Source organism: Streptomyces sp. H51 (assembly GCF_035656535.1).
Lineage (GTDB): Bacteria > Actinomycetota > Actinomycetes > Streptomycetales > Streptomycetaceae > Streptomyces.
The window spans coordinates 163,084-187,125 of the sequence record NZ_JAYMHD010000038.1 but is presented as its reverse complement, the minus strand read 5'-3'; the positions used below and the strand labels follow the sequence as shown (position 1 = coordinate 187,125).

The following is a 24,042-nucleotide window of genomic DNA, read 5'->3' as shown; positions in this document are numbered from 1 at the left end:
ACGGCTCAGAAACAAGGGGACTTCGGGTGAAACAGGTTGTGCAGAACTACAAGAGCGGCGAGCTGGCGGTGCTCGACGTGCCGGTGCCGGGGTGCAAGCCGGGCGGTGTGCTGGTCCGTACCGCCTACTCGCTGATATCCACCGGGACCGAGCTGATGAAGGTGTCCGAGGCCGGCATGTCGATGCTGGGCAAGGCCCGCTCCCGGCCGGACCAGGTGGCCAAGGTCATGCAGAGCGTGGCCACCAACGGGGTGCCCGCCACCTACCGCAAGGTGATGGGCAAGCTGGACTCCTACACGCCGCTGGGCTACTCGCTGTGCGGGGTGGTCGAGCAGGTCGGCGCCGGGATCGACGATGTGAAGGTCGGCGACCTGGTGGCCTGCGCCGGCAACGAGCACGCGCTGCACGCCGAGTTCAACTGGGTACCGAAGAACCTCTACGTCCCGGTGCCGGACGGCCTCGCGCCGCGGCACGCCGCCTTCGGCACGGTCGGGTCGATCGCGTTGCAGGGCGTCCGTCGAGGGGAGCCGCAGCTCGGTGAGGTGGCCCTGGTCATCGGCCTCGGCCTGATCGGGCAGCTGGTGGTTCAGCTCCTCGCCGCCGCGGGTGTCCGCGTCGTCGGGGTCGACCCCGACCCGGCGCGCTGCGGGCTCGCCGAGCGGCTGGGCGCCGCGGCCTGCGGCGACCCGGCGTCCGCGGCCGTGGAAGCCGCGGTCGCCGAACTCACCGACGGTCACGGCGTGGACCAGGTGTACCTGGCCGCCGGCGGCGGCAGCAACCAGCCCGTCGAGCTGGCCGCCCGGCTGAGCCGGGACCGCGGCCGGGTCGTCGACATCGGCAAGTGCCGCCTGGACCTGCCGTGGAACGCGTACTACGAGAAGGAGCTCGACGTCCGGTTCTCACGCAGTTACGGCCCCGGGCGCTACGACCCGGAGTACGAGCTGGAGGGCCGGGACTACCCGATCGGCTACGTGCGCTGGACCGAGCGCCGCAACCTGGGGTGCTTCCTCGACCTCGTCGCCCGGGGCGACGTCGACGTGCAGCCGCTGGTCTCCCACATCGCCGACTTCGACGACGCGGCCGAGACGTACCGGCGCCTGAAGGACGGCGAGTTGAAGGCCGTGGCCGTGCTGTTCCGGTACCCCGGACAGGCGGGGGAAGCGGAGCAGGCCGGGGCCCCCGCGGTGGCCGTGCCCGCGGTGAAGCGGCCCGGCGGCGGAGTGTCCGGGCCGGCCCGGGCCGCCGGGACGCCGGTGCGCCTCGCGTTCGTCGGTGCGGGCAACTACGCGACGTCGATGCTGCTGCCGCACCTGGCGCGGCGCGACGGTGTCGAGCTGTCGGCGGTCGTCACCACGACGGCGTTGTCCGCGGCGAACGCGCAGCGGAAGTTCGGCTTCGCCGGGGCGACCACCGATCTCGACTCCGTGCTCGGCGACGACTCCATCGACGCGGTGTTCGTGGTCACCCGGCACAGCTCGCACGCCGAACTCACCCGGAAGGCACTGCTGGCGGGCAAGTCCGTGTTCGTGGAGAAGCCCCTGGCCCTCACCGAGGACGAGCTGGCCGGCGTACTGGCGGCGGTGGAGGAGTCCGGCAACGACCGGCTGCAGGTGGGCTTCAACCGCCGGTTCGCGCCGCTGCTGGGGGAGGCCAGGACGCGGTTCGGCGCGCGGACCGGCCAGGCGAGCCTGCGCTACCTGGTCAACGCGGGCCGGCTGCAGCACGGCAGCTGGTACCTCCGGCAGGGGACCGAGGGCTCGCGGTTCGCCGGCGAAGGCGGACACTTCATCGACACGGCGAGCTGGCTGCTCGGGGCCGACCCGGTCTCGGTGTACGCGGTCGGCACGTCCGGCAACGAGGACCTGCAGGTCGTGCTGCGCTACCCGGACGGGTCCATCGCCACCATCAGCTACGTCACCACCGGCGCACCCGGCTTCCCCAAGGAGACGCTGGACCTGGTCGCGGACGGCAAGGTGCTGCGGCTCGACGACTTCGTCCGTGCCTCGGTCCACGGGCCCGAGCGGTGGGTCAGCTCGCGGCTGCCCAAGGCCCGGGACAAGGGCCAGTCCGCCGAGCTGGCCGCCTTCGTCAAGGCCGTGCGGACCGGCGGGCCGATGCCGGTGCCGCTGGAGTCGCTGGTCGCCACCACCTCGGCCACCCTCGCCGTGCGGACCGGCCTGGCCGCCGGTGCGCCGGTGACGTTGGCGAGGACGCGATGAACATGAGCGCGGGCTGGTACCTGCGGCGGCTGTCCCGGATGGGGCCGCGGGAGGTGGGCGGCCGGGTGGGCGACGCGGTGCGCAGGCGGCGGTGGCGGTCGGCGCGGCCGGACTGCCCGAGCGTGACCGGCGCCCGGTTCACCGCGGTGCTGCCCGCGGGGACGATCGCCGCGGTCCCCGCGGACGCCGTGAAACGGCTCGTCGCCGAGGCGGACCGGCTGATGTACGGGCAGGCCGAGTATTTCGGGGTGGTCCGCGAGGACCTGGTCGACCCGGACTGGTGCCGCGACCCGAAGACCGGGCGCCGGGCTCCGTGGGCTTACGCCTTCGACGTGCCGTACCGCGACGAGGACGCGGTCGGGGACGTCAAGCAGATCTGGGAGCTGTCCCGGCACCAGTACCTGACCGTGCTCGCCGCCGCCTACGCGGTCACCGGGAACGAGCGGTACGCCGAGCGCGTGGCCGAGCACCTGCGGTCCTGGTGGGCGGCCAACGCGCCGCTGCGCGGCGTGCACTGGACCAGCGGTATCGAGCTGGGCATCCGGCTGCTGTCCTGGGTGTGGATCCGCCGGCTGCTGGACGGCTGGCCGGGCGCGCGCGGGCTGTTCGAGGGCAACCCGGTGGCGCTGAACCAGATCTGGCACCACCAGCGCTGGCTGGCCGCCTTCCCCAGCCGGGGCTCTTCGGCGAACAACCACGTGATCGCCGAGGCCGCCGGGCAGTTCGCCGCGGCCTGCGCGTTCGGGTGGTTCCCCGCCTCGGTGCGCTGGCGGGCCGACGCGCTGCGGTCGTTGGAACGGCAGCTGCGCGCCAACACCTTCGGCTCCGGCCTCAACCGCGAGCTGGCCACCGAGTACCACGGGCTCGTGCTGGAACTCGGCCTGGCCGCGGTGGCCGAGGCGGACGCCGCCGGCGTGCCGGTCCCCGCGTCGGTCCGGCTGGTGCTGCTGCGGATGACCGACGCGCTCGCCGCCGTCGTGGACGGCCGGCTGCGGCCGCCGCGCCAGGGGGACGCGGACGACGGGCACGGTCTGGTCGTGGACGGCGCGGGCACCGACCGCTGGGCCTCGCTGCTGGCCACCGGCGACGCCGTGTTCGGCCGGCTCGCGTGGTGGCCGGCGGTGACCGGCACCGATGTCCGCACCCCGCTGCTGGCCGCGCTCATCGAACCCGCCGAGCTGTCCGTGCGCCGCCCGACCGGCCGGCCGGCGCACTTCGCCGACGCGGGCATGACGATCCTGCGCGGCCCCGGCGAGATCTGGTGCCGCTGCGACGGTGGTCCGCACGGCTTCCTGTCCATCGCCGCGCACGCCCACGCGGACGCGCTGTCCGTGGAGGTCCGGCACGACGGGGTCGACGTGCTCGCCGACCCGGGGACGTACTGCTACCACGGGCAGCCCGAGTGGCGGCGGTACTTCCGCTCGACCCTCGGCCACAACACCCTGCAACTGGACGGCGGTGACCAGTCCGTCTCCGGCGGCCCGTTCCTGTGGACCAGGCATGCCCGCGGCCGCGTCCTGGTCGCGGACCCGTCCGGCGAGGGGGTGGCCCGCTGGTGCGGAGAGCACGACGGCTACCAGGGCTCCGTGCACCGCCGCCGGGTGGAGCTGACGGCCGCGAGCCGGGAGCTGCGGATGGTCGACGAGGTGCGCGGCCCGCGCCGGGAGGCGCGCCTGGCGTTCCACCTCGGACCGGCGGTCACCGCGGACCTGACGGGGCACCGGGCCGTGCTCACCTGGGTCCGGGACGGTGCGGGACGTTCCGCGGTGCTCGAACTGCCCGCGCAGTTGTCCTGGCGGGCGCACCGCGGCGAGACCGACCCGCCGCTGGGCTGGTACTCCCCCGGATTCGGGCGCAAGGAACCCGCCACCACCCTGGTCGGCACCGGCTTCACCGACGGCGCGGACGGGTTCACCACCGTGCTCAGGTTCCGCGGGTAGGGGGGCGCGTGGGGTTCAAGAGGCGGCACCGGACGGCGGTGGCGGCGCCGGCGCTGGTCCTGCTGGCGCTGGTCCTGTCGGCGGCCGGCTGTGACAGCACGTCGAGCGCCGGGGCGGAGCCGAAGGCCGCGCCGTCCACGTCCGCGGCCCCGCCCGTGGCGCGGGTGTGCGCCGAGCCCGGGGCCGGGCCGGCGAAGGCTCCGGCGGGCGCGGTGACGGTCGACCCCGCGGTGGTCGGTGACCTGGCGGCGAAGACCCGGAACAGCCCCCCGAACACCACGTTCTGGCTGCGACCGGGCAGGCACCGGCTCGCCCCGGACCGCTACGCCCAGGTCATCCCCAAGGAAGGGGACCGCTACATCGGTGCGCCGGGCGCGGTGCTGGACGGCCGGAAGAAGAACCAGTACGCGTTCGGCGGCAGTGCCCGCGACGTCACCATCCGCTACCTGACCGTGCAGCGTTTCGTGGCGCCGCTGGACGAGGGCGTGGTCAACCATGACTCGGCCGACGGATGGGTGATCGAGCACTCGACGATCCAGCACAACTCCGGCGCCGGGCTGATGGCCGGAGCCCGCCAGCGGGTGCGCGCCAACTGCCTGCGCGGCAACGGCCAGTACGGAATGAACGCCTACAAGGCCGACGGCCGTATCCGCGGCCTGGTGGTCGAGGGCAACGAGATCGTGGGCAACGACACCGGCGACTGGGAGCGGCGGCGCAAGGGCTGCGGCTGCACCGGAGGCATCAAGTTCTGGGCCGTCGACGGCGCCGACGTGCGCGGCAACTGGGTGCACGGCAACCACGGAACCGGCTTGTGGGCGGACACCAACAACAACGACTTCCTCATCGAGGACAATGTGGTCGAGGCCAACGACGGTGCCGCGCTGATCTACGAGATCAGCTACAACGCGGTCATCCGGAACAACACGATCCGGCGGAACAACTGGGTCGAGGGGCGCAGGGCGGCCGAGGGCGGCGACAGCTTCCCGTTCGCGACCGTCTACGTGTCCGAGTCCGGCGGCGAACCACGGATCCGGGCCCGCACCGACCGGATCGAGATCTACCGGAACGTGCTGGAGAACAACTGGTCCGGGATCACCCTGTGGGAGAACGCCGACCGATTCTGCAACAGCCCGGCCAACACCTCGTCCGGTCAATGCACTCTGCTGGTGCGGGACACCGGGCGCTGTACCGGGTCGGCGATCGCGAAGGCGCCGCTCTACGCCGACTGCCGGTGGAAGACGCAGCGGGTGGACATCCACGACAACCGCTTCGTCCTGGACGAGTCCGTCGTCAAGTGCACGGAGAAGTGCGACCGGATGGGTCTCCTCGCCAACTACGGAACCTATCCGGACTGGTCGCCGTACAAGGGCGAGCGGGTGGCGGACGCGATCACCACCGGGCAGCACAACCGCTGGCACGACAACGTCTACATCGGGCCGTGGAAATTCGTGGTCCAGGACACGAGCCGGGTGCTCGACTTCCTGGAGTGGCAGGGCACGCCGTACCGGCAGGACGCGGGCAGCACCCTCGACCCCCTGGCCGGTGGTTGAGATGGGCACGGACCGGAGGCCGGCCGGGCTGCCGGGCGGACCCGACACGGCGGGAACGCGGCCCGGCGCCGCATCGCGCCCCGCCGGCACACCGCGGATCGTCGGTGTCGTCTGGGGGCTGCTCGTCCTCGACACGCTCGGCTCCGCCGGGGCGAGGACCATCGTCCCGCTGCCCCGCTCGCTCATCCAGATGGTCACCATGGGCGCGCTGGTCGCCGCGTTCGCGCTGGCGCTCGCGGTCAATCTCCGGCTGCGTGTCCGGGGCAGCGCCTACCTGTTCCTGCTCACCCTGCTGCTGGTGATGAGCGTGGTCTCCAGCGCCAACCTGGAGTCCGGGTTCGGCGCGCTGTTCCGCTGCTTCCGGCTGGCTCTCTTCGTCGGCACGCTGTGGCTGCTCAGCCGCTGGTGGGACGGCGGCATGACGTTCGTCCGGCACCACATCCGGATGTACTTCGCGGTGCTCGGTTCGGTGGCCGCCGGGCTGGCCGTCTCACCGGGCGCGGCGCTGCCCGACCTCTACGGCGGACGCCTCGTCGGCGCGTTGTGGCCGCTCACCCCGCCGCAGATCGGTCAGTACGCCGCGGTGATCACCGGGCTCACCGTGCTGCTCCTGCTGGGGCGCAGGACCGACCGGGCGAGCGCGGCCGTGGTCATCGTGCCGTCACTCGTCCTGCTCGCGCTGACCCATACCCGGACGGCCACGCTCGGCCTGCTCCTCGGGCTGGCGTCGGCGATCGGCTCGCTCGTCCTGACCAGCGCCGCGGCCCGCCGGTTCTTCACCTGGGCGGTGCTGTGCGCCGTGGTGGCCGCGGTGGGGTTCGCCTCCGCGCTGCAGTCGTGGTTCCTGCGCGGGCAGAGCCGGGAGAACTTCTCCAGCCTCACCGGCCGGGCCAAGGTCTGGGACGCCCTGCTGGCCGAGCCCCGGTCGACCTCGGAGCAGTTGTTCGGGGTGGGCCTGGGCGACAAGTCGTTCGGCGGGCTGCCGATCGACAACAGCTGGCTGGCCGTCTACAACGAACAGGGGCTCATCGGCGTCACCCTCGTCGCGGCGTTCCTCGTCGTGCTGGGCGGCGTCGCGCTGCTGCGGCCGCCGTCGCTGCGGAGGGCCTGCGCGATCTTCCTGATCAGCTACTGCGCGATCGCGTCGTACACCGAGGCCGGTCTCGGCGACGCCTCGCCGTATCTGCTGCATCTGGCCCTGGCCGCCTCGCTGCTGGCGACACCCGCCGAGGCCGCTGCCGCCGAGACGCCCGAAGTGCCCCTCCCGACGCCCGAAGTGCCCCTCCCGACGCCCGAAGTGCCTCGACGACGCGTCCCGCGCTGGGCCCGCAGACCGGAGGTGATGTGAGCATGCGCGTCCTGGTGGTGCACAACCGCTACGCATCGGCGCAGCCGAGCGGGGAGAACAAGGTCGTCGACCAGGAGGTGGAGCTGCTGCGCGCGGGCGGGCACCGGGTCGAGGTGTTCGAGCGGCGCAGCGACGACATCGCCGCCCGCTCCCTCCTCGGCAAGGCCGCGGTGCCGCTCCTCGTGCCGTGGAACCCGGGGGTGCGCGCGGAACTCACCGCCCGGCTGCGCGCCGAGCGGCCGGACGTGGTGCACGTGCACAACGTCTTCCCGCTCCTGTCGCCCGCGGTGCTGGCCGCCTGCGCCGACGCCGGTGTGCCCGCCGTCGCGACGCTGCACAACTACACCCAGGTCTGCCCTCCCGGCACGCTGCGGCGCGACGGCCGGCCCTGCACGGAGTGCGTCGGATCGGCGCCGCTGCCCGCCGTCCGGCACGGCTGCTACCGCGGCTCCCGCCTCGCCACGGTGCCGCTCGCGGTCAGCCTGTCGGTCAACCGGCGGCGGTGGTGGTCCGGCGTGGAGCGGTTCCTGTGCATCTCCGCGGCGCAGCGCGACGTGCTGGTGCGGTCCGGCATGCCGGCCGAGCGGCTGACGGTGAAGCACAACTTCGTTCCCGACCCGGGCACTCGCCGGGTGGGCGAGGGAGAGCATCTGCTCTACCTCGGCCGGCTCGCGGAGGCCAAGGGCGTGCGGCTGCTGATGGCCGCCTGGGACGAGATCGCGGCGAGCGGCGGGGTGGGCGTCCCGCTCGTGATCGCCGGCGCGGGGCCGCTGGAACGCGAGGTGACCGCCTGGGCGGCGGGCCGCGACGACGTGCGCCACGTCGGCCTGTTGGACCCGGCGGAGTGCCGGAAGGCCATCGCGCGATCGGTCGCCGTGGTGGCTCCCTCGACCTGGCTGGAGGCGTTCGGCCTGGTGGTCGTGGAGGCGATGGCGGCCGGGGTCCCGACCGTCGCCGCCGGTCACGGCGCCTTCGTCGAACTCGTCGAGGACGGGGTGACCGGGCTGCTGCACCGGCCGGGCGACCCCGCCTCGCTCGCGTCCTGCATGCGCCGGATCGCGGCCGGACCGGCCCGCAACCGGGAGATGGGCCGGGCGGCCCGGCGCCGTTACGAGCAGGGCTTCAGCCCGGCCGTCGGCCTGGAGCGCCTGGTGGAGGAGTACCGCACCGCGATCGCGGGACGGTCGGCACCGGCTCGCGGCGGGGACACCCGCGCGAGCAGGGGGGATGGGGACAGCAGATGACACGATGCCGACTCTGCGGCTCGGAAGCGATGGCGAGCGTCGTCGACCTGGGGGCGACGCCACCGTGCGAAAGCTTCCTCGCCGCGGACCAGTTGGACCGGCCGGAGCCGGCGTACCCGCTGCACCTGCGGGTGTGCACCGAGTGCTGGCTCGCGCAGATACCTCCGCTGATCACGCCGGAGGAGACGTTCGAGGAGTACGCGTACTTCTCCTCGTACTCGACCTCCTGGGTGGAGCACGCGCGCAGGTTCGTCGCCGACGCCGTACAGCGCCTCGCCCTCGGTCCCGATTCCTTCGTGGCCGAGGTCGCGAGCAACGACGGGTACCTGCTGCGGCACGTGGTGGACCGGGGGATCCGCTGCCTGGGCATCGAGCCGTCGGTGAACGTCGGTGCCGCGGCGCGGGACGCCGGTGTGCCCACGCTCACGGCGTTCCTGAGCCCCGAGACCGGCTCGGCGGTCCGCGCCGAGCACGGCCCGGCGGACCTTGTCGTGGCCAACAACGTGTACGCGCACATCCCCGACGTGGTCGGGTTCACCCGGGGGCTGCGCGCCCTGGTGGCCGACGACGGCTGGGTCTCCATCGAGGTGCAGCACCTGCTGACCCTGATCGAGGAGAACCAGTACGACACGATCTACCACGAGCACTTCCAGTACTACACGGTCGCGTCGGCGAGCCGAGCCCTGGCGAGCGGCGGACTCGCGCTCGTGGACGTCGAGCTGCTGCCCACGCACGGCGGCTCGATCCGGCTGTGGGCCCGGCCGAGCGAGGTGGCCGGCGAGCCGACCCGGCGGGTGGCCGACGTGCTCGACCGGGAGAAGGCCGCCGGGCTGCGGGAGCTGTCCGGGTACACCGAGTTCTCCGCCCGGGTGGCCAAGGTGCGCCGGGATCTGCTGCGGTTCCTCATCGACGCGGCCGAGCGCGGCGAGACGGTCGTGGGCTACGGCGCCCCGGGCAAGGGCAACACCCTGCTCAACCACTGCGGGATCCGGCCCGACCTGCTCCCGTACACGGTCGACCGCAACCCGTACAAGCACGGCAGGTTCACCCCGGGCACCCGCATCCCCGTCCTGCCGCCCGAGCGGATAGCCGCCGACAAGCCGGACTACGTCCTGGTCCTGCCGTGGAACCTGCGGGCCGAGCTGGTCGAGCAGCTGTCCTTCGTGCACGGCTGGGGCGGCCGGCTGGTCTTTCCCATCCCGGAACTGAGCATCGTCGAGGGGGAGTCATGAAGGTCGTCCTGTTCTGCGGCGGTTACGGGATGCGGATGCGCGACGGAGCCTCCGACGACGTGCCCAAGCCGATGGCGATGGTCGGGCCGCGACCGCTGATCTGGCACGTCATGCGCTACTACGCGTACTTCGGGCACAAGGAGTTCATCCTGTGCCTCGGCTACGGGGCCCACCACATCAAGGACTTCTTCCTCAACTACGAGGAGACGACGTCCAACGACTTCGTGCTGCGCGGCGGACGCACCGAGCTGCTGTCCACGGACATCGCCGACTGGACGATCACGTTCGCGCAGACCGGCATCGAGTCGCCGATCGGGGAGCGGCTGCGCCGGGTGCGGCACCACCTGGACGGCGACGAGATGTTCCTCGCCAACTACGCCGACGTGCTCACCGACGCGCCGCTGCCGGAGATGATCGAGAACTTCGCCCGGCGGGACGCCGGTGCGTCGATGATGGTGGTACCGCCGCAGTCCTCGTTCCACTGCGTGGACCTGGGCGAGGACGGCCTGGTGGGGGGCATCACCGCGGTCAGCGAACTGCCGCTGTGGGAGAACGGCGGCTACTTCGTGCTCCGCCAGGAGGTCTTCGACCACATCCCCGAGAACGGGGACCTGGTCGCCGACGGATGTGCCCAACTGGCCAAGCGCGGGCGGCTGGTGGCGCATCAGCACCGCGGCTTCTGGAAGCCGACCGACACCGTGAAGGAGCGGGCGGCGCTCGACGACGCCTACGCCCGGGGCGACCGTCCGTGGGCCGTGTGGGAACGGGACGGCGCGGCGGCGCACGCGGGGGTGAGGACCGCGTGATCCGGCTCGGCGCCGGGCGCCCGGAACGGATCGTCGCAGTGGGCGCGCACTGCGACGACATCGCCATCGGCGCCGGCGGCACACTGCTGACGCTGTGCGGCGCGCGGCCGGGGATCCGTGTCGACGCGCTGGTGCTCTCCGGCGGCGGCACCGACCGGGAGCAGGAGGAGCGGGCCGCGCTCGCCGCCTTCTGCCCGGGCGCCGACCTGCGGCTGAGCGTGCACAAGCTGCCGGACGGCCGGTTCCCGGCCCACTGGGAGGAGGCCAAGTCCGCGGTCGAGGAGCTGCGCGAGCGGACCGACCCCGACCTGATCCTCGCCCCGCGCAGGGACGACGCGCACCAGGATCACCGCGGACTGGCGCGGCTGCTGCCCACCGCGTTCCGCGACCACCTCGTGCTCGGCTACGAGATCGTCAAGTGGGACGGCGATCTCGGCCGTCCGTCGGTGTACCAGCCGCTGTCGCCGGAGACCGCCGAGCGGAAGGTGCGACTGCTGCAGGAGCACTACCCCTCGCAGCGGCACCGGCCCTGGTACGACCGGGAGGCGTTCCTCGGCCTGGCCCGGATCCGCGGCATCGAATGCCACGCCCGCTACGCGGAGGCGTTCGCCGTCACCAAACTCACGATCGACCTGGGGGACTGAACCGTGCGAGTACTGCTGACCGGACACCAGGGCTACCTGGGCACCGTGATGGCCCCGGTCCTCACGGCCGCCGGGCACGAGGTCGTCGGCCTCGACGCCGGCCTGTTCGCCGACTGCGTGCTGGGCGAGCCGCCCGCGGACCCGTCCGGGCACCGGGTGGACCTGCGCGACGTCACGGCCGAGCACGTGGCCGGGGTGGACGCCGTGATCCACCTGGCCGCGCTCTCCAACGACCCGCTGGGATCGCTGGCGCCGGCCCTCACCTACGACATCAACCACCACGCGTCCGTACGGCTCGCCCGGCTGGCCCGCGACGCCGGCGTGCGGCGCTTCCTGTACGCGTCCACCTGCTCGGTCTACGGCGCCGCCGGCGGCGACGACCTGGTGACCGAGGACGCCCCGCTGCGCCCGGTGACGCCGTACGCGGAGTCCAAGGTGCGGGTGGAGGACGACCTGCACGCGCTGGCCGACGGCGACTTCACCCCGGTGTTCATGCGCAACGCCACCGCCTTCGGCTACTCGCCCCGGCTGCGCGCCGACATCGTGCTGAACAACCTGGTGGGCCACGCGCTGCTGTCCGGCGAGGTGCTGGTGCTCTCCGACGGCACCCCCTGGCGCCCGCTGGTGCACGCCGCCGACATCGCACGGGCCTTCGCGGCCGCGCTGGTCGCGCCGCGGGAAGCGGTGCACGACCGGGCGTTCAACATCGGCAGCGAGACCAACAACGTCACGGTCGCCGAGATCGCCGGACAGGTCGCCGAGGCGGTCTCCGGCGCGAAGGTGGTGATCACCGGGGAGACCGGCGCGGATCCGCGGTCGTACCGGGTGGACTTCTCCCGGTTCCGGGCCGCGGTCCCCGGCTTCGACTGCGAGTGGACGGTGAAGCAGGGCGCGCTCGAACTCGCCGACGCCTACCGGAAGTTCGGGCTGACCCGGGAGGACTTCGAGCGGCGCTTCACCCGCCTCGCGGTGCTGCGCGCGGCGTCCGACGCCGGCGCCGTCGACGACACCCTGCGGCGGCGCCGATGACCGGGACCGGCCGGCGGATGCACGAGCTGGTGGAGCGCCTGTACCCGCTGTGCCGGAGCATCACCGGCGACGGCGTGCGCGCCACCCTGGACATCGTCGGCGAGTACGTCCCGCTGCGCGTGCACGAGGTGCCGACCGGGACGCAGGTGCTCGACTGGACGGTGCCGCAGGAGTGGAACATCCGCGACGCCTACATCGCCGACTCCGCCGGCCACCGGGTGGTCGACTTCGCCGCTTCCAGCCTGCACGTGCTCGGCTACAGCGTGCCGGTGTCGGCCACCATGCCGCTGTCCGAGCTCCGCGCGCACCTGCACACCCTTCCCGACCACCCGGGCTGGGTGCCGTACCGCACCAGCTACTACAAGCCGGACTGGGGATTCTGCCTGGCCCAGGAGACCCTGGACGCGCTGCCGGACGGCGACTACGAGGTACGCATCGACTCCACGCTCGAAGACGGCCACCTCACCTACGCCGAGCATGTGATCCCCGGCCGGGTCCCGGACGAGGTGATCGTCTCCTGCCACGTCTGCCACCCGTCGCTGGCCAACGACAACCTGGCCGGCATCGCGGTGGCGACGTTCCTGGCCCGGGCGCTGGCACGGCGGACGCCGTACTACACCTACCGGTTCATCTACGCGCCCGGCACCATCGGGGCGATCACCTGGCTGGCCCGCAACGCGGAGCGGGTGGAACGGGTCAAGCACGGCCTCGTGCTGGCCTGCGCCGGGGACCGGGGCCGGTTGACGTACAAGCAGAGCAGACGCGGCGACGCGGAGATCGACCGGGTGCTGCGGCACGTGCTGACCGCGTCCGGACGCCCGCACCGCGTCGACGAGTTCACTCCGTACGGCTACGACGAACGGCAGTACTGCTCGCCCGGGTTCGATCTCGGCGTGGGCTCGCTCAGCCGGACCCCGTACGCCGGATACCCGGAGTACCACACCTCGGCGGACAACCCGGACTTCGTCTCCCCCGAGGCGATGGAGGACACCCTCGCGGTGTGCCGCGAGGCATTCGCCGTCCTCGACCGCAACCGGCGGTACCTCAACCTCAGTCCCTACGGCGAACCGCAGCTGGGCCGGCGCGGGCTGTACGACGCGCTCGGCGGCCGCAGCGACACCAAGCAGGCCCAGATGGCCATGCTCTGGGTGCTCAGCCTCTCCGACGGCGAGCACAGTCTGCTGGACGTCGCCGAGCGGTCCGGGCTGCCGTTCGACACCGTCGCCGTCGCGGCCGACGCCCTGCACGGCGCCGGACTGATCAAGGCGTGACGCCGATGACCACCGGGGAGGAGAAGACGGCGGCACCGGCCCGGTCCGCCAAGCGGGCCCTGGTCGGCCGGCTGTCCTGGGGACTGGCCGACCAGGCGGCCTCCAGCATCAGCAACTTCGCGGTGGGCGTCTACGTGGCCCGTTCGCTGGGGGTGACCGCGTTCGGCGTGTTCAGCCTGGCCTGGGTGACCTACGGAGTGATCCTCAACGTCTCCCGCGGCCTTGCCACCGACCCGCTCGTGGTGCGCTTCAGCGGCGTGCCGGACGCGTCCTGGCGCGGGGCGGTGGCCCGGTCGGCGGGTACGGCACTCGGGGTCGGCGCGGCCGTCGGCGTGCTGTGCCTGGTGGCCGGGGCCGGTCTCGGCGGCCGGGTGGGGTCCGCGTTCACCGCCCTCGCCCTCATGCTGCCGGGACTGCTGCTCCAGGACGCCTGGCGGTTCGCGTTCTTCGCCGCCGGCACCGGGCGGAAGGCGTTCGTCAACGACGTGGTGTGGGCCGTCGCGCTCGTCCCGGCCATGGTGGCGGCGGCCCGGGTGGGCAGCGTGGCCGCCTTCGTGCTCGCCTGGGGCGCGTCCGCCACGGTGGCGGCGGGGTACGGCTGCCTCCAGTCCGGCATCCTGCCCCGGACGGCCGAGGCGCGCGGATGGCTTCGCGAACAGCGGGACCTCGGCTACCGGTACCTGGTCGAGAACGTCAGCCTCAGCGGCGCGAGCCAGCTGCGGGCGTACGGGCTCGGCGCGATCGCCGGGGTCGGCGCGGTGGGCGCGGTGCGGGGCGCCGAGCTCCTGATGGGTCCGTTCCTCGCGGTGCTGATGGGGCTGTCGCTGGTCACCGTCCCGGAGGCGGCACGGGTGCTGCGGCAGGCCCCGCGGCGGCTCGGCAGGTTCTGCCTCTTCCTCGGCGGTGGGCAGGCCGCCGCCGCGCTGCTGTGGGGCGGGGCGCTGCTGCTGATACCCGGCCGGCTCGGCGAGCTGGTGCTCGGCGGTGTCTGGCACTCCGCCTCGCGGCTCGTCGTGCCGATCACCCTCGGCGTCGCGGGCGCCGGCCTCGGCACCGGCGCGGCGGCCGGTCTGCGCGCGCTCGGCGCGGCCCGGCGCAGCCTGCGCTGCCAGCTGTTCGCCTCGGTCTGTTACGTCGGCGGCGGGCTCGGCGGGGCTGCCGCGGCCGGCACGGTCGGCTCGGCCTGGGGCGTCGCCGCCGCGACCGTCAGCGGCTCGGCCGTGTGGTGGCTGCAGCTGCGGCCGGCCCTGCGCGAGCACCACCACGACCCCATCCCCGAAGTGAGGACCTCATGACCGACCGACCCAGGCTGAGCATCGGCCTGCCCGTGTACAACGGCGAGGAGTACCTCGCCGAATCGCTCGACGCCCTGCTCGGCCAGACCTACGAGGACTTCGAGCTGATCATCTCCGACAACGCCTCGACGGACGGGACCGAGGACATCTGCCGCGAGTACGCCGCGCGGGACTCGCGCATCCGGTACGTCCGGCTGCTGCGGAACGTCGGCGCCACACCGAACCACAACCACGTGTTCGCCCAGTGCCGCGGCGAACTGTTCAAGTGGGCCTCGCACGACGACCTCTACGCCCGCGATCTGCTGCGACGCTGCGTGGAAGCGCTGGACGAGCGGCCGGACGTGATCCTCGCGCACGCCGACCAGGCGGTCATCGACGGCGACGGCCGGGTGAAGGTCCCGTACGAGTACACGCTCGCCACCGACTCGCCGCACCCGCCGGAGCGCTTCCGCAGCGTGCTGTTCGAACCCGGCGGTGACGACTTCTACGGGGTGATCCGGGCCGACGCGCTGCGCCGGGTGAAGCCGATGGACAGCTACCACCACGCGGACCGCACGTTCGTCGCCGAGATCGCCCTGCACGGGCGCTTCTACCAGGTGCCGGAGCTGTTGTACTTCCGCCGCGACCATCCCACCCGCGCCGAGCGGGCGAACCCGTCCAAGCGCTCCCGGTGCGTCAACCTGGACCCGCGCCGGGCGGGCCCGCTGCACCCGACGCCCCGGCTGCTCGCCGAATACGTCTGGGGCTTCGCCTCGGCGATCCGGCGGGCGCCGCTCTCCCCGGCCGAGCGGCGCGCGTGCTACCGCCACCTGGCCGCGTGGCTGACCAGCCGGGCCCGGCCGGGCGCCGGCGAGCGGGTCGAGGACCGCGCGCCGGTCGATCCGGCCGACTTCAGCGTCTCCGTGGACGCCCTCGTCGCCGGGCGTGCGGGTCGTGAAGGGCGGCGCGCATGACGTCCGCGGGCGGAACCCCGGTGCGCGTCGGGGTGTTCGGCCTGCTCGGCTCCGGCAACCTCGGCAACGACGGGTCGCTCGAGGCCGTCCTCGGCCACCTCCGCGCCGCGCACCCGGAGGCGGTCGTGGACGCGCTGTGCGGCGGACCCGAGGCCGTCACCGCCCGGTTCGGGATCCCCGCGACGCGGCTGCACTGGTACCGCGGGGAGTACCGGACCGCGTCGCGTGCGGGCGCGATCGCGGCGAAGGGGCTGGGCAAACTCGTCGACGTCTTCCGCACCGCCGCCTGGGTGCGCCGGCACGACGTGGTGATCGTGCCGGGCATGGGCGTCCTGGAGGCCACGCTGCCGCTGCGGCCGTGGGGCTTCCCGTACTCGCTGTTCCTGCTCTGCGCGAGCGGCCGGCTGTTCGGCACCCGGGTCGCGCTGGTCGGCGTCGGCGCCGCCGGGATCCGCGACCGGCCGACCCGGGCCCTGGTGCGCTGGTCGGCGCGGCTGGCCGCGTACCGGTCGTACCGGGACGCCCAGTCCCGGGACGCGATGCGGGCGATGGGCGTGGACACCGCCCGCGACCGGGTCTACCCGGACCTGGCGTTCTCCCTGCCGACGCCGCCGGCGGGCGCGGCCTCCGGCGCGCCGGGCACGGTCTGCGTCGGGGTCATGGACTTCCACGGCGGCAACGACGACCGCGCCCGGGCCGACGAGATACACCGGCGCTACCTCGACGGGACGATCCGCTTCGTCCGCACGCTGGCCGAGGAGGGCAGGCCCGTCCGGCTGCTCACCGGCGACGACTGCGACACGTCGGTGGTCGCCGCGATCCTCGACGCGGTGGACTCTGCGCTGGTCACCGCGGCCGAACCGGCCTCGCTGGCCGACCTGATGAAGGAGATGGCGGCCGCCGACGCCGTGGTCGCGGTCCGCTACCACAACCTGGTCTGCGCGCTGAAGACCGGCACACCGGTGCTCGCGCTCAGCTACGCGGCGAAGAGCGACGCGCTGATGGACCGGATGGGCCTCGGCGCGTTCTGCCATCCGGCCCGCGAGGTCGACGCCGACCGGCTGCTCGAACAGTTCCGGGCGCTGGAGCAGCACTCGGCCGGGCTGCGGCAGACCCTCATCGAGCGGAACCTGGCCGCCGCCCGGCAACTCGACCACCAGTTCGCCGCCTTGACCGCGGCCCTGTTCCCGGCGGCCGACCACGCCCAGACGCACCAGGAGGCTCGATGAAGGCGACCGAAGTCCCGGAGATCGCCGGCGCGTACCTGTTCGAGCCGACTGCGTACGCCGACGAACGCGGCTTCTTCTGCCGCACCTTCGACGCCGACGTGGTCCGCTCGGTGGGCCTCGACCCGAACGCCTTCGTCCAGGACAGCGTGTCCCGCTCGGTCCGCGGCGTGGTGCGCGGCCTGCACCTGCGCTCCGGCGCCGGTGAGGCCAAGCTGGTGCGCTGCTCGTACGGGAGGATCTTCGACGTCGTCGTAGACCTGCGCCCGAGCTCGCCGACGTATCTGGGCCGGGCCTTCTTCGAACTGTCCGGCGAGACGCAGGCGACCCTGTACGTCCCGGCGGGGTGCGCGCACGGCTTCCAGGCGCTGACCGAGACCGCCGACACCTCCTACCGGATCGACCGCCCGCACGATGCGGCGGAGGACGTGACGATCGCCTTCGACGACCCGGAGCTCGCCATCGGCTGGCCGCTGCCGGTCACATCGATGTCCCAGCGGGACCGGGAGGCGCCCAGCCTCTCCGAGGTCCTGAAGCAGAACGAGAGTTGAGGTCGGCGTGGCCACCGAAGACACCGAAGACACCGTAGAGTTCCGACTGCCCCGGTCACGGACGGCGAACGAGCGGCTGCACGCCCTGGTCCCCGGGGGCGCGCACACCTACGCCAAGGGCGACGACCAGTACCCCGAGAACCTGGCCCCGGTCATCAGCCACGGCCGCGGTGCCCACGTGTGGGACGTCGACGGCAACCGCTACATCGAGTACGGCTCCGGCCTGCGGTCGGTCAGCCTCGGCCACGCCCACCCACGCGTGGTCGAGGCGGTGCGGCGGGAACTCGACCGCGGCAGCAACTTCGTCCGGCCGTCCATCCTGGAGGTGGAGGCCGCGGAACGCTTCCTGGCCACGGTGCCGACCGCCGAGATGGTGAAGTTCGCCAAGAACGGCTCCGACGCCACCACCGCCGCGGTCCGCCTGGCCCGCGCCGCCACCGGTCGCCCGCGGGTGGCCGTCTGCGCCGACCACCCCTTCTTCTCCGTCGACGACTGGTTCATCGGCACCACACCGATGTCCGCCGGCATCCCGGCGGCGACCACCGAGCTCACCGTGTCCTTCCCGTACGGGGACCTGGCCGCCACGGAGGAACTGCTCACCCGGTACGAGGGCGAGGTCGCCTGCCTGATCCTCGAGCCCGCCACCCACACCGAGCCGCCGCCCGGGTATCTCGCCGGCCTCCGCGAACTGGCGGACCGGCACGGCTGCGTCCTGGTCTTCGACGAGATGATCACCGGCTTCCGCTGGTCCGAGGCAGGCGCCCAGGGCCTGTACGGCGTCGTCCCCGACCTCTCCACGTTCGGCAAGGCGCTGGGCAACGGATTCGCCGTCTCCGCGCTGGCCGGGCGCCGCGAGCTGATGGAGCGGGGAGGACTGCGCCACTCCGGCGACCGGGTGTTCCTGCTGTCCACCACGCACGGTGCGGAAACGCACTCCCTGGCGGCCGCGATGGCCGTGCTCACCACCTACGTCGAGGAGGGCGTCACCGCGCGGCTGCACTCCCTCGGCGAGCGGCTGGCCGCCGGGGTCCGCGACGCCGCGGCCGCCATGGGCGTCGGCGACCACGTCGTCGTCCGGGGCCGGGCCAGCAACCTGGTCTTCGCCACCCTCGACGAGAACCGGCAGCCGTCGCAGCGGTACCGGACCCTGTTCCTGCGCCGGCTCCTGGCGGGCGGGGTGCTGGCCCCCTCGTTCGTGGTGAGCAGCGCGCTCGACGACGCCGACATCGATCACACCGTCGACGTGGTCGCTCAGGCGTGTGCGGTGTACCGGAAGGCACTGGACGCCGCCGACCCCGCCCCGTGGCTGGCCGGACGACCGGTGAAGCCGGTGTTCCGCCGCTCGGCGTGACTGACGTGACGTCAGCGGCGCTTCCGACGGCGGCCGGCGTCAGCCGTCCGGTCAGCCGTCCGGTCGGCCGTCCGGTCGACCAGCCACGCGGTCGCCGGGATCACCGCCAGCGCGGTGCACCAGCCGCCGAGGACGTCGGTCGGGTAGTGCGCGCCCAGGGCGACCTGCGCCCAGCCCATGGCCGCGCCGGCGACCAGCGCCGCGGCGAGCACGAGTGACGGGCCGGCCGTCCTGCCGAGGACGGGCCGGCCGGTCGCGAGCAGCGCCCCGACGAGGGCGAGCGCGGTGAAGAAGGCGGTGTGCCCGCTCGGGTAGGACAGGTTGTCGCCGTGGATGGTGCGTCCCACCAGGTGCTTGAGCAGCGTCGCGGTCCCCACGGTGACGGCGACGCCGGCCACCACGAGCACCGCCGCGCGGGGACGGCGAAGCAGCAGGCAGCCCGTCACGACGGCCGCGACCAGCGTCGCCGCTCCCACCGGCTCCCCCAAGAAGTCCATGGCCAGCGCGGCTTGCCGCCACGGCGGCCCCGCACCGTCCACCGCCGCCGAGATCCGCGCGTCCACCGTGCCGGGCCGGCTGTGGCCGGCGTACCGGACCCCGAGCACGACGACCACCAGCGCGGCGAGGGCCGCGACCAGCCCGAGCCACACGCGCGGCGGCGGGGGCAGCACCGCGGGCGCCGCCCGGCCGGTCACCCGCCCACCGCGTCCGGTCGCCCGTCGCAGACCATCCGGCACATGCGGCGCACCTCCCCCACCAGCGAGCCCCCGTCGTGTCCGAACTGCCCGCCACCCTAACCAACGGCTCGGTCGCGGAGAACCGCCGTCGGAAAGCCCGTCGGAGGCGAGAGGCACCCCGGCCGCCGCGCGGCCGGGGTGCCTCGATTCACCGTGGGGTCGTCAGGCGGGTCAGCGCTCCAGGGTGAGGACACCCGGCCGCCACGGCAGCTGGTCGTAGGGGCCGCTCGCGGAGGGGGACTTGCCCTGGTAGAGGAACTGCAGGTTGCAGGGGTCGACGGTCATGGTCTGGTCGGGGTTGTCGCGGACCAGGTCACCGTGGCTGATGTCGTTGGTCCAGCCGGCACCGCTGTTGGCCTTGCCCGCGAAGGGGTTGCTCTCGCTCGCGGCCTGCGGGGTCCACGAACCGCTCAGGCTGGAGGCGGTGAACGAGCGGAAGTAGCGCCCGTTCGCGCCCATCGCCTCGACGATCATCAGGTACTGGTTCTGGCCCTGGACCTTGTAGACCTGCACCGCCTCGAACAGGTTGGCCGTCGAGTCGCTCATCACCGTCGTGCACGACGAGCCGAAGCTGCCCGGAAAGTTCCCGATCGGCATGCTCGCCCGGTAGATCTTGCCGTTGTCGCCGGCGAAGAACAGGTACATGTTCTGGCCGTCACCGATCAGGGTCTGGTCGATCGGGCCGGTGCCGGAGCCGGAGATGCTCCCGGTGAACAGCGGCTGCGGCGCGGACCAGCCGTTGGGGTTGGCGGGGTCGCTCGACGTGCGGTAGATGAACGGCCAGGCACCCCACTGGTAGGCCAGCACCCAGATGTTCCTGGGGGCGAAGTAGAACAGCGTGGGCGCCACCGCCGACTGGCTCATGCCGGTCTGGCCGGCCGACGCCATGTCGGACCAGTTGGTGAAGGGGCTGAACATCATCGACCCGTAGGACGATCCCGACACGTTCGACGCGTAGACCAGGTGCTTGCCGTTGTAGACCACGTCGGTGAAGTCCTTCACCGAGGCCCACCCGTTCGCCGGCTGGGCCAACGCGCCCGTCGACGTCCACCGGTACGTCGACGGAAGAGAGCACGTGCCCGGGGGCGGGGTCGTCGTCCCGGAGAGACCGGTCCACTTCTGGTTGCTGCCGCCGTTGCACGTCCCGATCTGCACCGCCGTACCGTTGGCCGTACCGGCGCCCGCGGCCTCCAGGCACAGCCCGGACTCCACGCCGACGACCGTGCCGTCGGAGTTCACCCGCCACTGCTGGTTCGCGCCGCCGGAACAGGTCCAGATCTGCACCCGGGTGCCGGCCGTGGTGGCGTGGCCCGGAACGTCCAGGCACGCGTTGCCGTACACGGTCAGCTGATCGGCGTCCGTCAGCGTCCACTGCTGGTTGGTCCCGCCCCAGCAGTCGTACAACTGCAGGTACGTGCCGTTGTCCTGGCTGCCACCGACCACGTCGAGGCACCGGTTCGAACCGGTACCGCGCAGGGCGCCGCTGGTGGCCGCCTGAGCCGGGACGGCGACGAGCATCGCCGCCAACGCGGCCAGCACCGCGACCGCGGCGGCGAGCACCGCAGACGTATGCCTGCGGCCGAGAATTCCTCTGTGCATGGGGACTTCCTCAACCTTGAGTGGGCGGTTCCGGCCGGCCTCGTCGGAGGCGGTCCGGACGGTCCGTGCGGTGCGGTGCGCAGATGCAGTTCGCAATACCGAACAAAGGTCGAAGCGTCGAGCAACCTGAATGATAGGGAACCGGCGAACGACGTCAACACCCCTCGCATGTGTCGCTCCAGTCTCCGAAATATTGCGAGATCCCGCACCGCGAGAAGCCACACATCCCCCCGGACAATCGACCGAGTCGACCCACACTCGACGCCGAAGCGGGGGACACGTCCGGCACACCCGCCCTGACCTCAGCCATTGCCCCGCGGAATCCGCACCGAAAGGGACGCCGGAGGCCCACCGCCCGCCCCGGTCTCGAAACATTCGAACCAAAAGCGGAAACTTTTGTGCGCGGAGTATTGACGATGCATCGTCAATACCTCAATCATCCCTGCCTGAGACGCCGACCGCAGTTCGACATGACGAACCTTCCGCGCTGCCCGGGCTCCGGCCCGCCCCGTCCGTCCGTCCGTCCGCCGCACGGCAGCGGGCGACGCAAGACCCTGCGCTTCAGTCCTTCCGTGATGTCTACCTTGGAGGAGGCACAGTCATGGGCTCGTACGCCCTTGCCAGACCCGTTGTCCGCCGGAAGATCCGCGTCCTGATGCTGACGCTGGCCGTCGGCATCCTCGGCGTGGTCGCCGCGCTGGTCACGCCGCCGAGAGCACACGCCGCCGAGAGCACACTCGGCGCCGCGGCGGCGCAGAGCGGCCGCTACTTCGGCACCGCCATCGCCTCGGGCAAGCTGGGCGACTCGGCGTACACGACGATCGCGGGCCGTGAGTTCAACATGGTGACGGCCGAGAACGAGATGAAGATCGACGCCACCGAACCGCAGCGCGGCCAGTTCAACTTCACCGCCGGTGACCGCGTCTACAACTGGGCGGTGCAGAACGGCAAGCAGGTGCGCGGCCACACCCTGGCCTGGCACTCCCAGCAGCCCGGCTGGATGCAGAGCCTCAGCGGCAGCACACTGCGCCAGGCGATGATCGACCACATCAACGGCGTGATGGCCCATTACAAGGGCAAGATCGCCCAGTGGGACGTCGTGAACGAGGCCTTCGCCGACGACGGTTCGGGAGGCCGACGGGACTCCAACCTGCAACGCACCGGCAACGACTGGATCGAGGTCGCCTTCCGCACCGCGCGCGCCGCCGACCCGGCGGCCAAGCTCTGCTACAACGACTACAACATCGAGAACTGGACCTGGGCCAAGACCCAGGGCGTGTACAGCATGGTCCGGGACTTCAAGCAGCGCGGTGTGCCGATCGACTGCGTCGGCTTCCAGTCGCACTTCAACAGCGGCAGCCCCTACAACAGCAACTTCCGCACCACCCTGCAGAACTTCGCCGCCCTCGGCGTCGACGTGGCCATCACCGAACTCGACATCCAGGGCGCCTCGGCCTCGACCTACGCCGACGTGACCAACGACTGCCTGGCCGTCCCGCGCTGCCTCGGCATCACGGTCTGGGGAGTGCGCGACACCGACTCCTGGCGATCCGGGGACACGCCGCTGCTCTTCAACGGTGACGGCAGCAAGAAGCCCGCCTACACCGCCGTCCTCAACGCACTCAACGGCGGCACCTCCACGCCGCCCCCGTCGGGCGGCGGACAGATCAAGGGCGTCGGTTCGGGCCGCTGCCTGGACGTGCCCAACGCCAGCACCACCGACGGCACCCAGCTCCAGCTGTGGGACTGCCACAGCGGCACCAACCAGCAGTGGACGTACACCGACGCCGGTGAGTTCAGGGTCTACGGCGACAAGTGCCTGGACGCCGCCGGCACCGGCAACGGCGCCAAGGTCCAGATCTACAGCTGCTGGGGCGGCGACAACCAGAAGTGGCGCCTCAACTCCGACGGATCCATCGTCGGCGTCCAGTCCGGCCTCTGCCTCGACGCGGTCGGAGCCGGAACCGCCAACGGCACCCTGATCCAGCTCTACTCCTGCTCGAACGGCAGCAACCAGCACTGGACCCGCACCTGACGGTGCCCGCAGGGCATCGTCGACGCTCCCGGGTCGCCGCCTTCCTGGCGGCGACCCGTTCCGCCCGGCCCTGCACAGATGTACGGACCGCGGCGGGGAACCGCGGTCCGTACACGTGTGGTGAGATCACGGCCGGCAGGCCGGTCCGCTGGTGGCGCGGTCGGTCAGCGCTGCACACCGGCCTTGGCGAGGGCCTTGGCCAGACCATAGGCCCACAGTTGGTTGACGCGGGACCTCTCGGTCGAGTTCGGGTAGGGGTTGGTGCAGGACGGGCCGGGGCCACCGCCCGACATGAGCTCACTGCACGGGCCGCTGTAGTGGTCGGGCAGGCCCAGCACGTGGCCCGTCTCGTGGGCGGTCACCCGGGTCGAGTCGTACTGCTGGTTCTGCGCGTAGTCCAGGAAGATGTAGCCGCTGCCGTGGCCGTCGGTGGACGCGTACGACCCGCGTGAGTCGTTGCCCTCGTAGTAGGCGAAGTCGGCGCTGCCCGACGTCGCCTGGAGCTTCACGTTCGACACGGAGCTGTTCCAGATCGAGGCGGCGCTCGATATCTGCGTGCGGAAGCTGGGTGCCTGGGAGGCGTTGTAGTAGACGGTCACCGCCTGGAGGGAGGGCTGCTTGGCCTGCCGTTGGGCGACGGACTTCAGTACCGCGTCGAAGAAGGCCTTGTTGCCGGCTTTCTCAGCGGAACCGACGTAGCCGACGGCGCCACGGGCCTGGGCCCGGTCGGCGCCCTGGGGCTGGGCGCCCGCCGGGGCCGCGGTGCCCAGGGCCGCCGCGGCAAGCCCGAGACCGAGCGCGAGAGCCGTGAGTCTCCTGGAGTTCTTCTTCGTGGCGCTGGTACGCAACGACGCCATGTGGGGGCTCCTGTTCGTTCTGTGGGGTGGAACGATCGGTTGCCAGGAAGTCTCGGACATCTGAACCGGCCCCGGGATGATGGCAAATGGGGATAGCGTCGGCCTATCAGGACCCAACTCCTCCCCATTCGCTGCCACTTGAACACCTGGTGTCA

At 72.4% G+C, this 24,042-nt stretch carries 19 protein-coding genes; 16 read left to right on the top strand and 3 right to left on the bottom strand.

Features of this window, described 5'->3' with window-relative positions; translation table 11 throughout:
* The first annotated feature begins 26 nt into the window (after positions 1 to 26).
* From VKA29_RS11355 to VKA29_RS11285, 15 genes are read left to right on the top strand one after another with little or no spacing between them, the layout of a single operon-like run.
* The gene (locus VKA29_RS11355; protein WP_324785239.1) at positions 27 to 2,219 is read left to right on the top strand and encodes a bi-domain-containing oxidoreductase; all 2,193 of its coding nucleotides are present in this window, start codon (positions 27 to 29) and stop codon (positions 2,217 to 2,219) included.
* Entirely contained in the window at positions 2,216 to 4,159 is a 1,944-nt protein-coding gene (locus tag VKA29_RS11350) for an alginate lyase family protein (protein ID WP_324785238.1), read from the top strand. Before VKA29_RS11355 ends, VKA29_RS11350 begins: the two co-directional genes overlap by 4 nt.
* An 8-nt stretch (positions 4,160 to 4,167) precedes the next feature.
* Positions 4,168 to 5,709, top strand: coding sequence for a right-handed parallel beta-helix repeat-containing protein (locus tag VKA29_RS11345; RefSeq protein ID WP_324785237.1), 1,542 nt, complete (start codon positions 4,168 to 4,170; stop codon positions 5,707 to 5,709).
* Between the two features lies 1 nt (position 5,710).
* Positions 5,711 to 7,057, top strand: a complete 1,347-nt coding sequence (locus VKA29_RS11340) for an O-antigen ligase domain-containing protein (protein WP_324785236.1) — start codon at positions 5,711 to 5,713, stop codon at positions 7,055 to 7,057.
* Between the two features lie 2 nt (positions 7,058 to 7,059).
* Complete coding sequence (locus VKA29_RS11335) at positions 7,060 to 8,301, top strand: glycosyltransferase (RefSeq protein WP_324785235.1); 1,242 nt, start codon at positions 7,060 to 7,062, stop codon at positions 8,299 to 8,301.
* Positions 8,298 to 9,533: a class I SAM-dependent methyltransferase gene (locus tag VKA29_RS11330; protein ID WP_324785234.1), complete on the top strand. Its 1,236-nt coding sequence runs from the start codon at positions 8,298 to 8,300 to the stop codon at positions 9,531 to 9,533. The genes VKA29_RS11335 and VKA29_RS11330 overlap by 4 nt, the downstream gene beginning before the upstream one ends.
* On the top strand, positions 9,530 to 10,339 hold the full coding sequence (locus tag VKA29_RS11325; protein WP_324785233.1) for a glucose-1-phosphate cytidylyltransferase: 810 nt from the start codon (positions 9,530 to 9,532) through the stop codon (positions 10,337 to 10,339). The genes VKA29_RS11330 and VKA29_RS11325 overlap by 4 nt, the downstream gene beginning before the upstream one ends.
* Positions 10,336 to 10,983, top strand: a complete 648-nt coding sequence (locus VKA29_RS11320; RefSeq protein ID WP_324785232.1) for a PIG-L deacetylase family protein — start codon at positions 10,336 to 10,338, stop codon at positions 10,981 to 10,983. The genes VKA29_RS11325 and VKA29_RS11320 overlap by 4 nt, the downstream gene beginning before the upstream one ends.
* 3 nt (positions 10,984 to 10,986) lie before the next feature.
* On the top strand, positions 10,987 to 12,012 hold the full coding sequence (locus tag VKA29_RS11315; protein WP_324785231.1) for an SDR family oxidoreductase: 1,026 nt from the start codon (positions 10,987 to 10,989) through the stop codon (positions 12,010 to 12,012).
* A complete protein-coding gene (locus VKA29_RS11310) occupies positions 12,009 to 13,283 on the top strand; it encodes a DUF4910 domain-containing protein (RefSeq protein WP_324785230.1) in 1,275 nt (424 codons plus the stop codon). Before VKA29_RS11315 ends, VKA29_RS11310 begins: the two co-directional genes overlap by 4 nt.
* A 5-nt stretch (positions 13,284 to 13,288) precedes the next feature.
* Positions 13,289 to 14,578, top strand: coding sequence for a hypothetical protein (locus tag VKA29_RS11305; protein WP_324785229.1), 1,290 nt, complete (start codon positions 13,289 to 13,291; stop codon positions 14,576 to 14,578).
* The gene (locus tag VKA29_RS11300) at positions 14,575 to 15,531 is read left to right on the top strand and encodes a glycosyltransferase family 2 protein (protein ID WP_324785228.1); all 957 of its coding nucleotides are present in this window, start codon (positions 14,575 to 14,577) and stop codon (positions 15,529 to 15,531) included. Before VKA29_RS11305 ends, VKA29_RS11300 begins: the two co-directional genes overlap by 4 nt.
* Entirely contained in the window at positions 15,528 to 16,760 is a 1,233-nt protein-coding gene (locus VKA29_RS11295; RefSeq protein WP_324785226.1) for a polysaccharide pyruvyl transferase family protein, read from the top strand. The genes VKA29_RS11300 and VKA29_RS11295 overlap by 4 nt, the downstream gene beginning before the upstream one ends.
* Positions 16,757 to 17,308, top strand: coding sequence for a dTDP-4-dehydrorhamnose 3,5-epimerase family protein (locus VKA29_RS11290; RefSeq protein ID WP_324785225.1), 552 nt, complete (start codon positions 16,757 to 16,759; stop codon positions 17,306 to 17,308). The genes VKA29_RS11295 and VKA29_RS11290 overlap by 4 nt, the downstream gene beginning before the upstream one ends.
* 7 nt (positions 17,309 to 17,315) lie before the next feature.
* A complete protein-coding gene (locus tag VKA29_RS11285) occupies positions 17,316 to 18,659 on the top strand; it encodes a glutamate-1-semialdehyde 2,1-aminomutase (protein WP_324785224.1) in 1,344 nt (447 codons plus the stop codon).
* Positions 18,660 to 18,670: 11 nt separating this feature from the next.
* On the opposite strand, the gene VKA29_RS11280 is transcribed toward VKA29_RS11285, so the two are convergent.
* Together VKA29_RS11280 and VKA29_RS11275 are read right to left on the bottom strand one after the other, a co-directional pair.
* Complete coding sequence (locus VKA29_RS11280; RefSeq protein WP_324785340.1) at positions 18,671 to 19,354, bottom strand: phosphatase PAP2 family protein; 684 nt, start codon at positions 19,352 to 19,354, stop codon at positions 18,671 to 18,673.
* A gap of 213 nt (positions 19,355 to 19,567) precedes the next feature.
* Positions 19,568 to 20,995, bottom strand: coding sequence for a non-reducing end alpha-L-arabinofuranosidase family hydrolase (locus tag VKA29_RS11275; protein ID WP_324785223.1), 1,428 nt, complete (start codon positions 20,993 to 20,995; stop codon positions 19,568 to 19,570).
* A 601-nt stretch (positions 20,996 to 21,596) separates the two neighbouring features.
* On the opposite strand from VKA29_RS11275, the gene VKA29_RS11270 reads away from it, so the two are divergent.
* Positions 21,597 to 23,030, top strand: a complete 1,434-nt coding sequence (locus VKA29_RS11270) for an endo-1,4-beta-xylanase (RefSeq protein ID WP_324785222.1) — start codon at positions 21,597 to 21,599, stop codon at positions 23,028 to 23,030.
* 164 nt (positions 23,031 to 23,194) lie between these two features.
* Here VKA29_RS11270 and snpA read toward each other — a convergent pair whose 3' ends face one another.
* On the bottom strand, positions 23,195 to 23,887 hold the full coding sequence (gene snpA / locus VKA29_RS11265) for a snapalysin (protein ID WP_324785221.1): 693 nt from the start codon (positions 23,885 to 23,887) through the stop codon (positions 23,195 to 23,197).
* Between the last annotated feature and the right edge of the window lie 155 nt (positions 23,888 to 24,042).

Excerpts from the sequence above, each read along its gene's own strand:
- VKA29_RS11350 (WP_324785238.1), top strand. The coding sequence starts at position 2,216 with ATGAACATGAGCGCGGGCTGGTACCTGCGGCGGCTGTCCCGGATGGGG.
- VKA29_RS11340 (WP_324785236.1), top strand. The coding sequence starts at position 5,711 with ATGGGCACGGACCGGAGGCCGGCCGGGCTGCCGGGCGGACCCGACACG.
- VKA29_RS11335 (WP_324785235.1), top strand. The coding sequence starts at position 7,060 with ATGCGCGTCCTGGTGGTGCACAACCGCTACGCATCGGCGCAGCCGAGC.
- VKA29_RS11330 (WP_324785234.1), top strand. The coding sequence starts at position 8,298 with ATGACACGATGCCGACTCTGCGGCTCGGAAGCGATGGCGAGCGTCGTC.
- VKA29_RS11325 (WP_324785233.1), top strand. The coding sequence starts at position 9,530 with ATGAAGGTCGTCCTGTTCTGCGGCGGTTACGGGATGCGGATGCGCGAC.
- VKA29_RS11310 (WP_324785230.1), top strand. The coding sequence starts at position 12,009 with ATGACCGGGACCGGCCGGCGGATGCACGAGCTGGTGGAGCGCCTGTAC.
- VKA29_RS11305 (WP_324785229.1), top strand. The coding sequence starts at position 13,289 with ATGACCACCGGGGAGGAGAAGACGGCGGCACCGGCCCGGTCCGCCAAG.
- VKA29_RS11300 (WP_324785228.1), top strand. The coding sequence starts at position 14,575 with ATGACCGACCGACCCAGGCTGAGCATCGGCCTGCCCGTGTACAACGGC.
- VKA29_RS11295 (WP_324785226.1), top strand. The coding sequence starts at position 15,528 with ATGACGTCCGCGGGCGGAACCCCGGTGCGCGTCGGGGTGTTCGGCCTG.
- VKA29_RS11290 (WP_324785225.1), top strand. The coding sequence starts at position 16,757 with ATGAAGGCGACCGAAGTCCCGGAGATCGCCGGCGCGTACCTGTTCGAG.
- VKA29_RS11275 (WP_324785223.1), bottom strand. The coding sequence starts at position 20,995 with ATGCACAGAGGAATTCTCGGCCGCAGGCATACGTCTGCGGTGCTCGCC.
- VKA29_RS11270 (WP_324785222.1), top strand. The coding sequence starts at position 21,597 with ATGGGCTCGTACGCCCTTGCCAGACCCGTTGTCCGCCGGAAGATCCGC.
- snpA (WP_324785221.1), bottom strand. The coding sequence starts at position 23,887 with ATGGCGTCGTTGCGTACCAGCGCCACGAAGAAGAACTCCAGGAGACTC.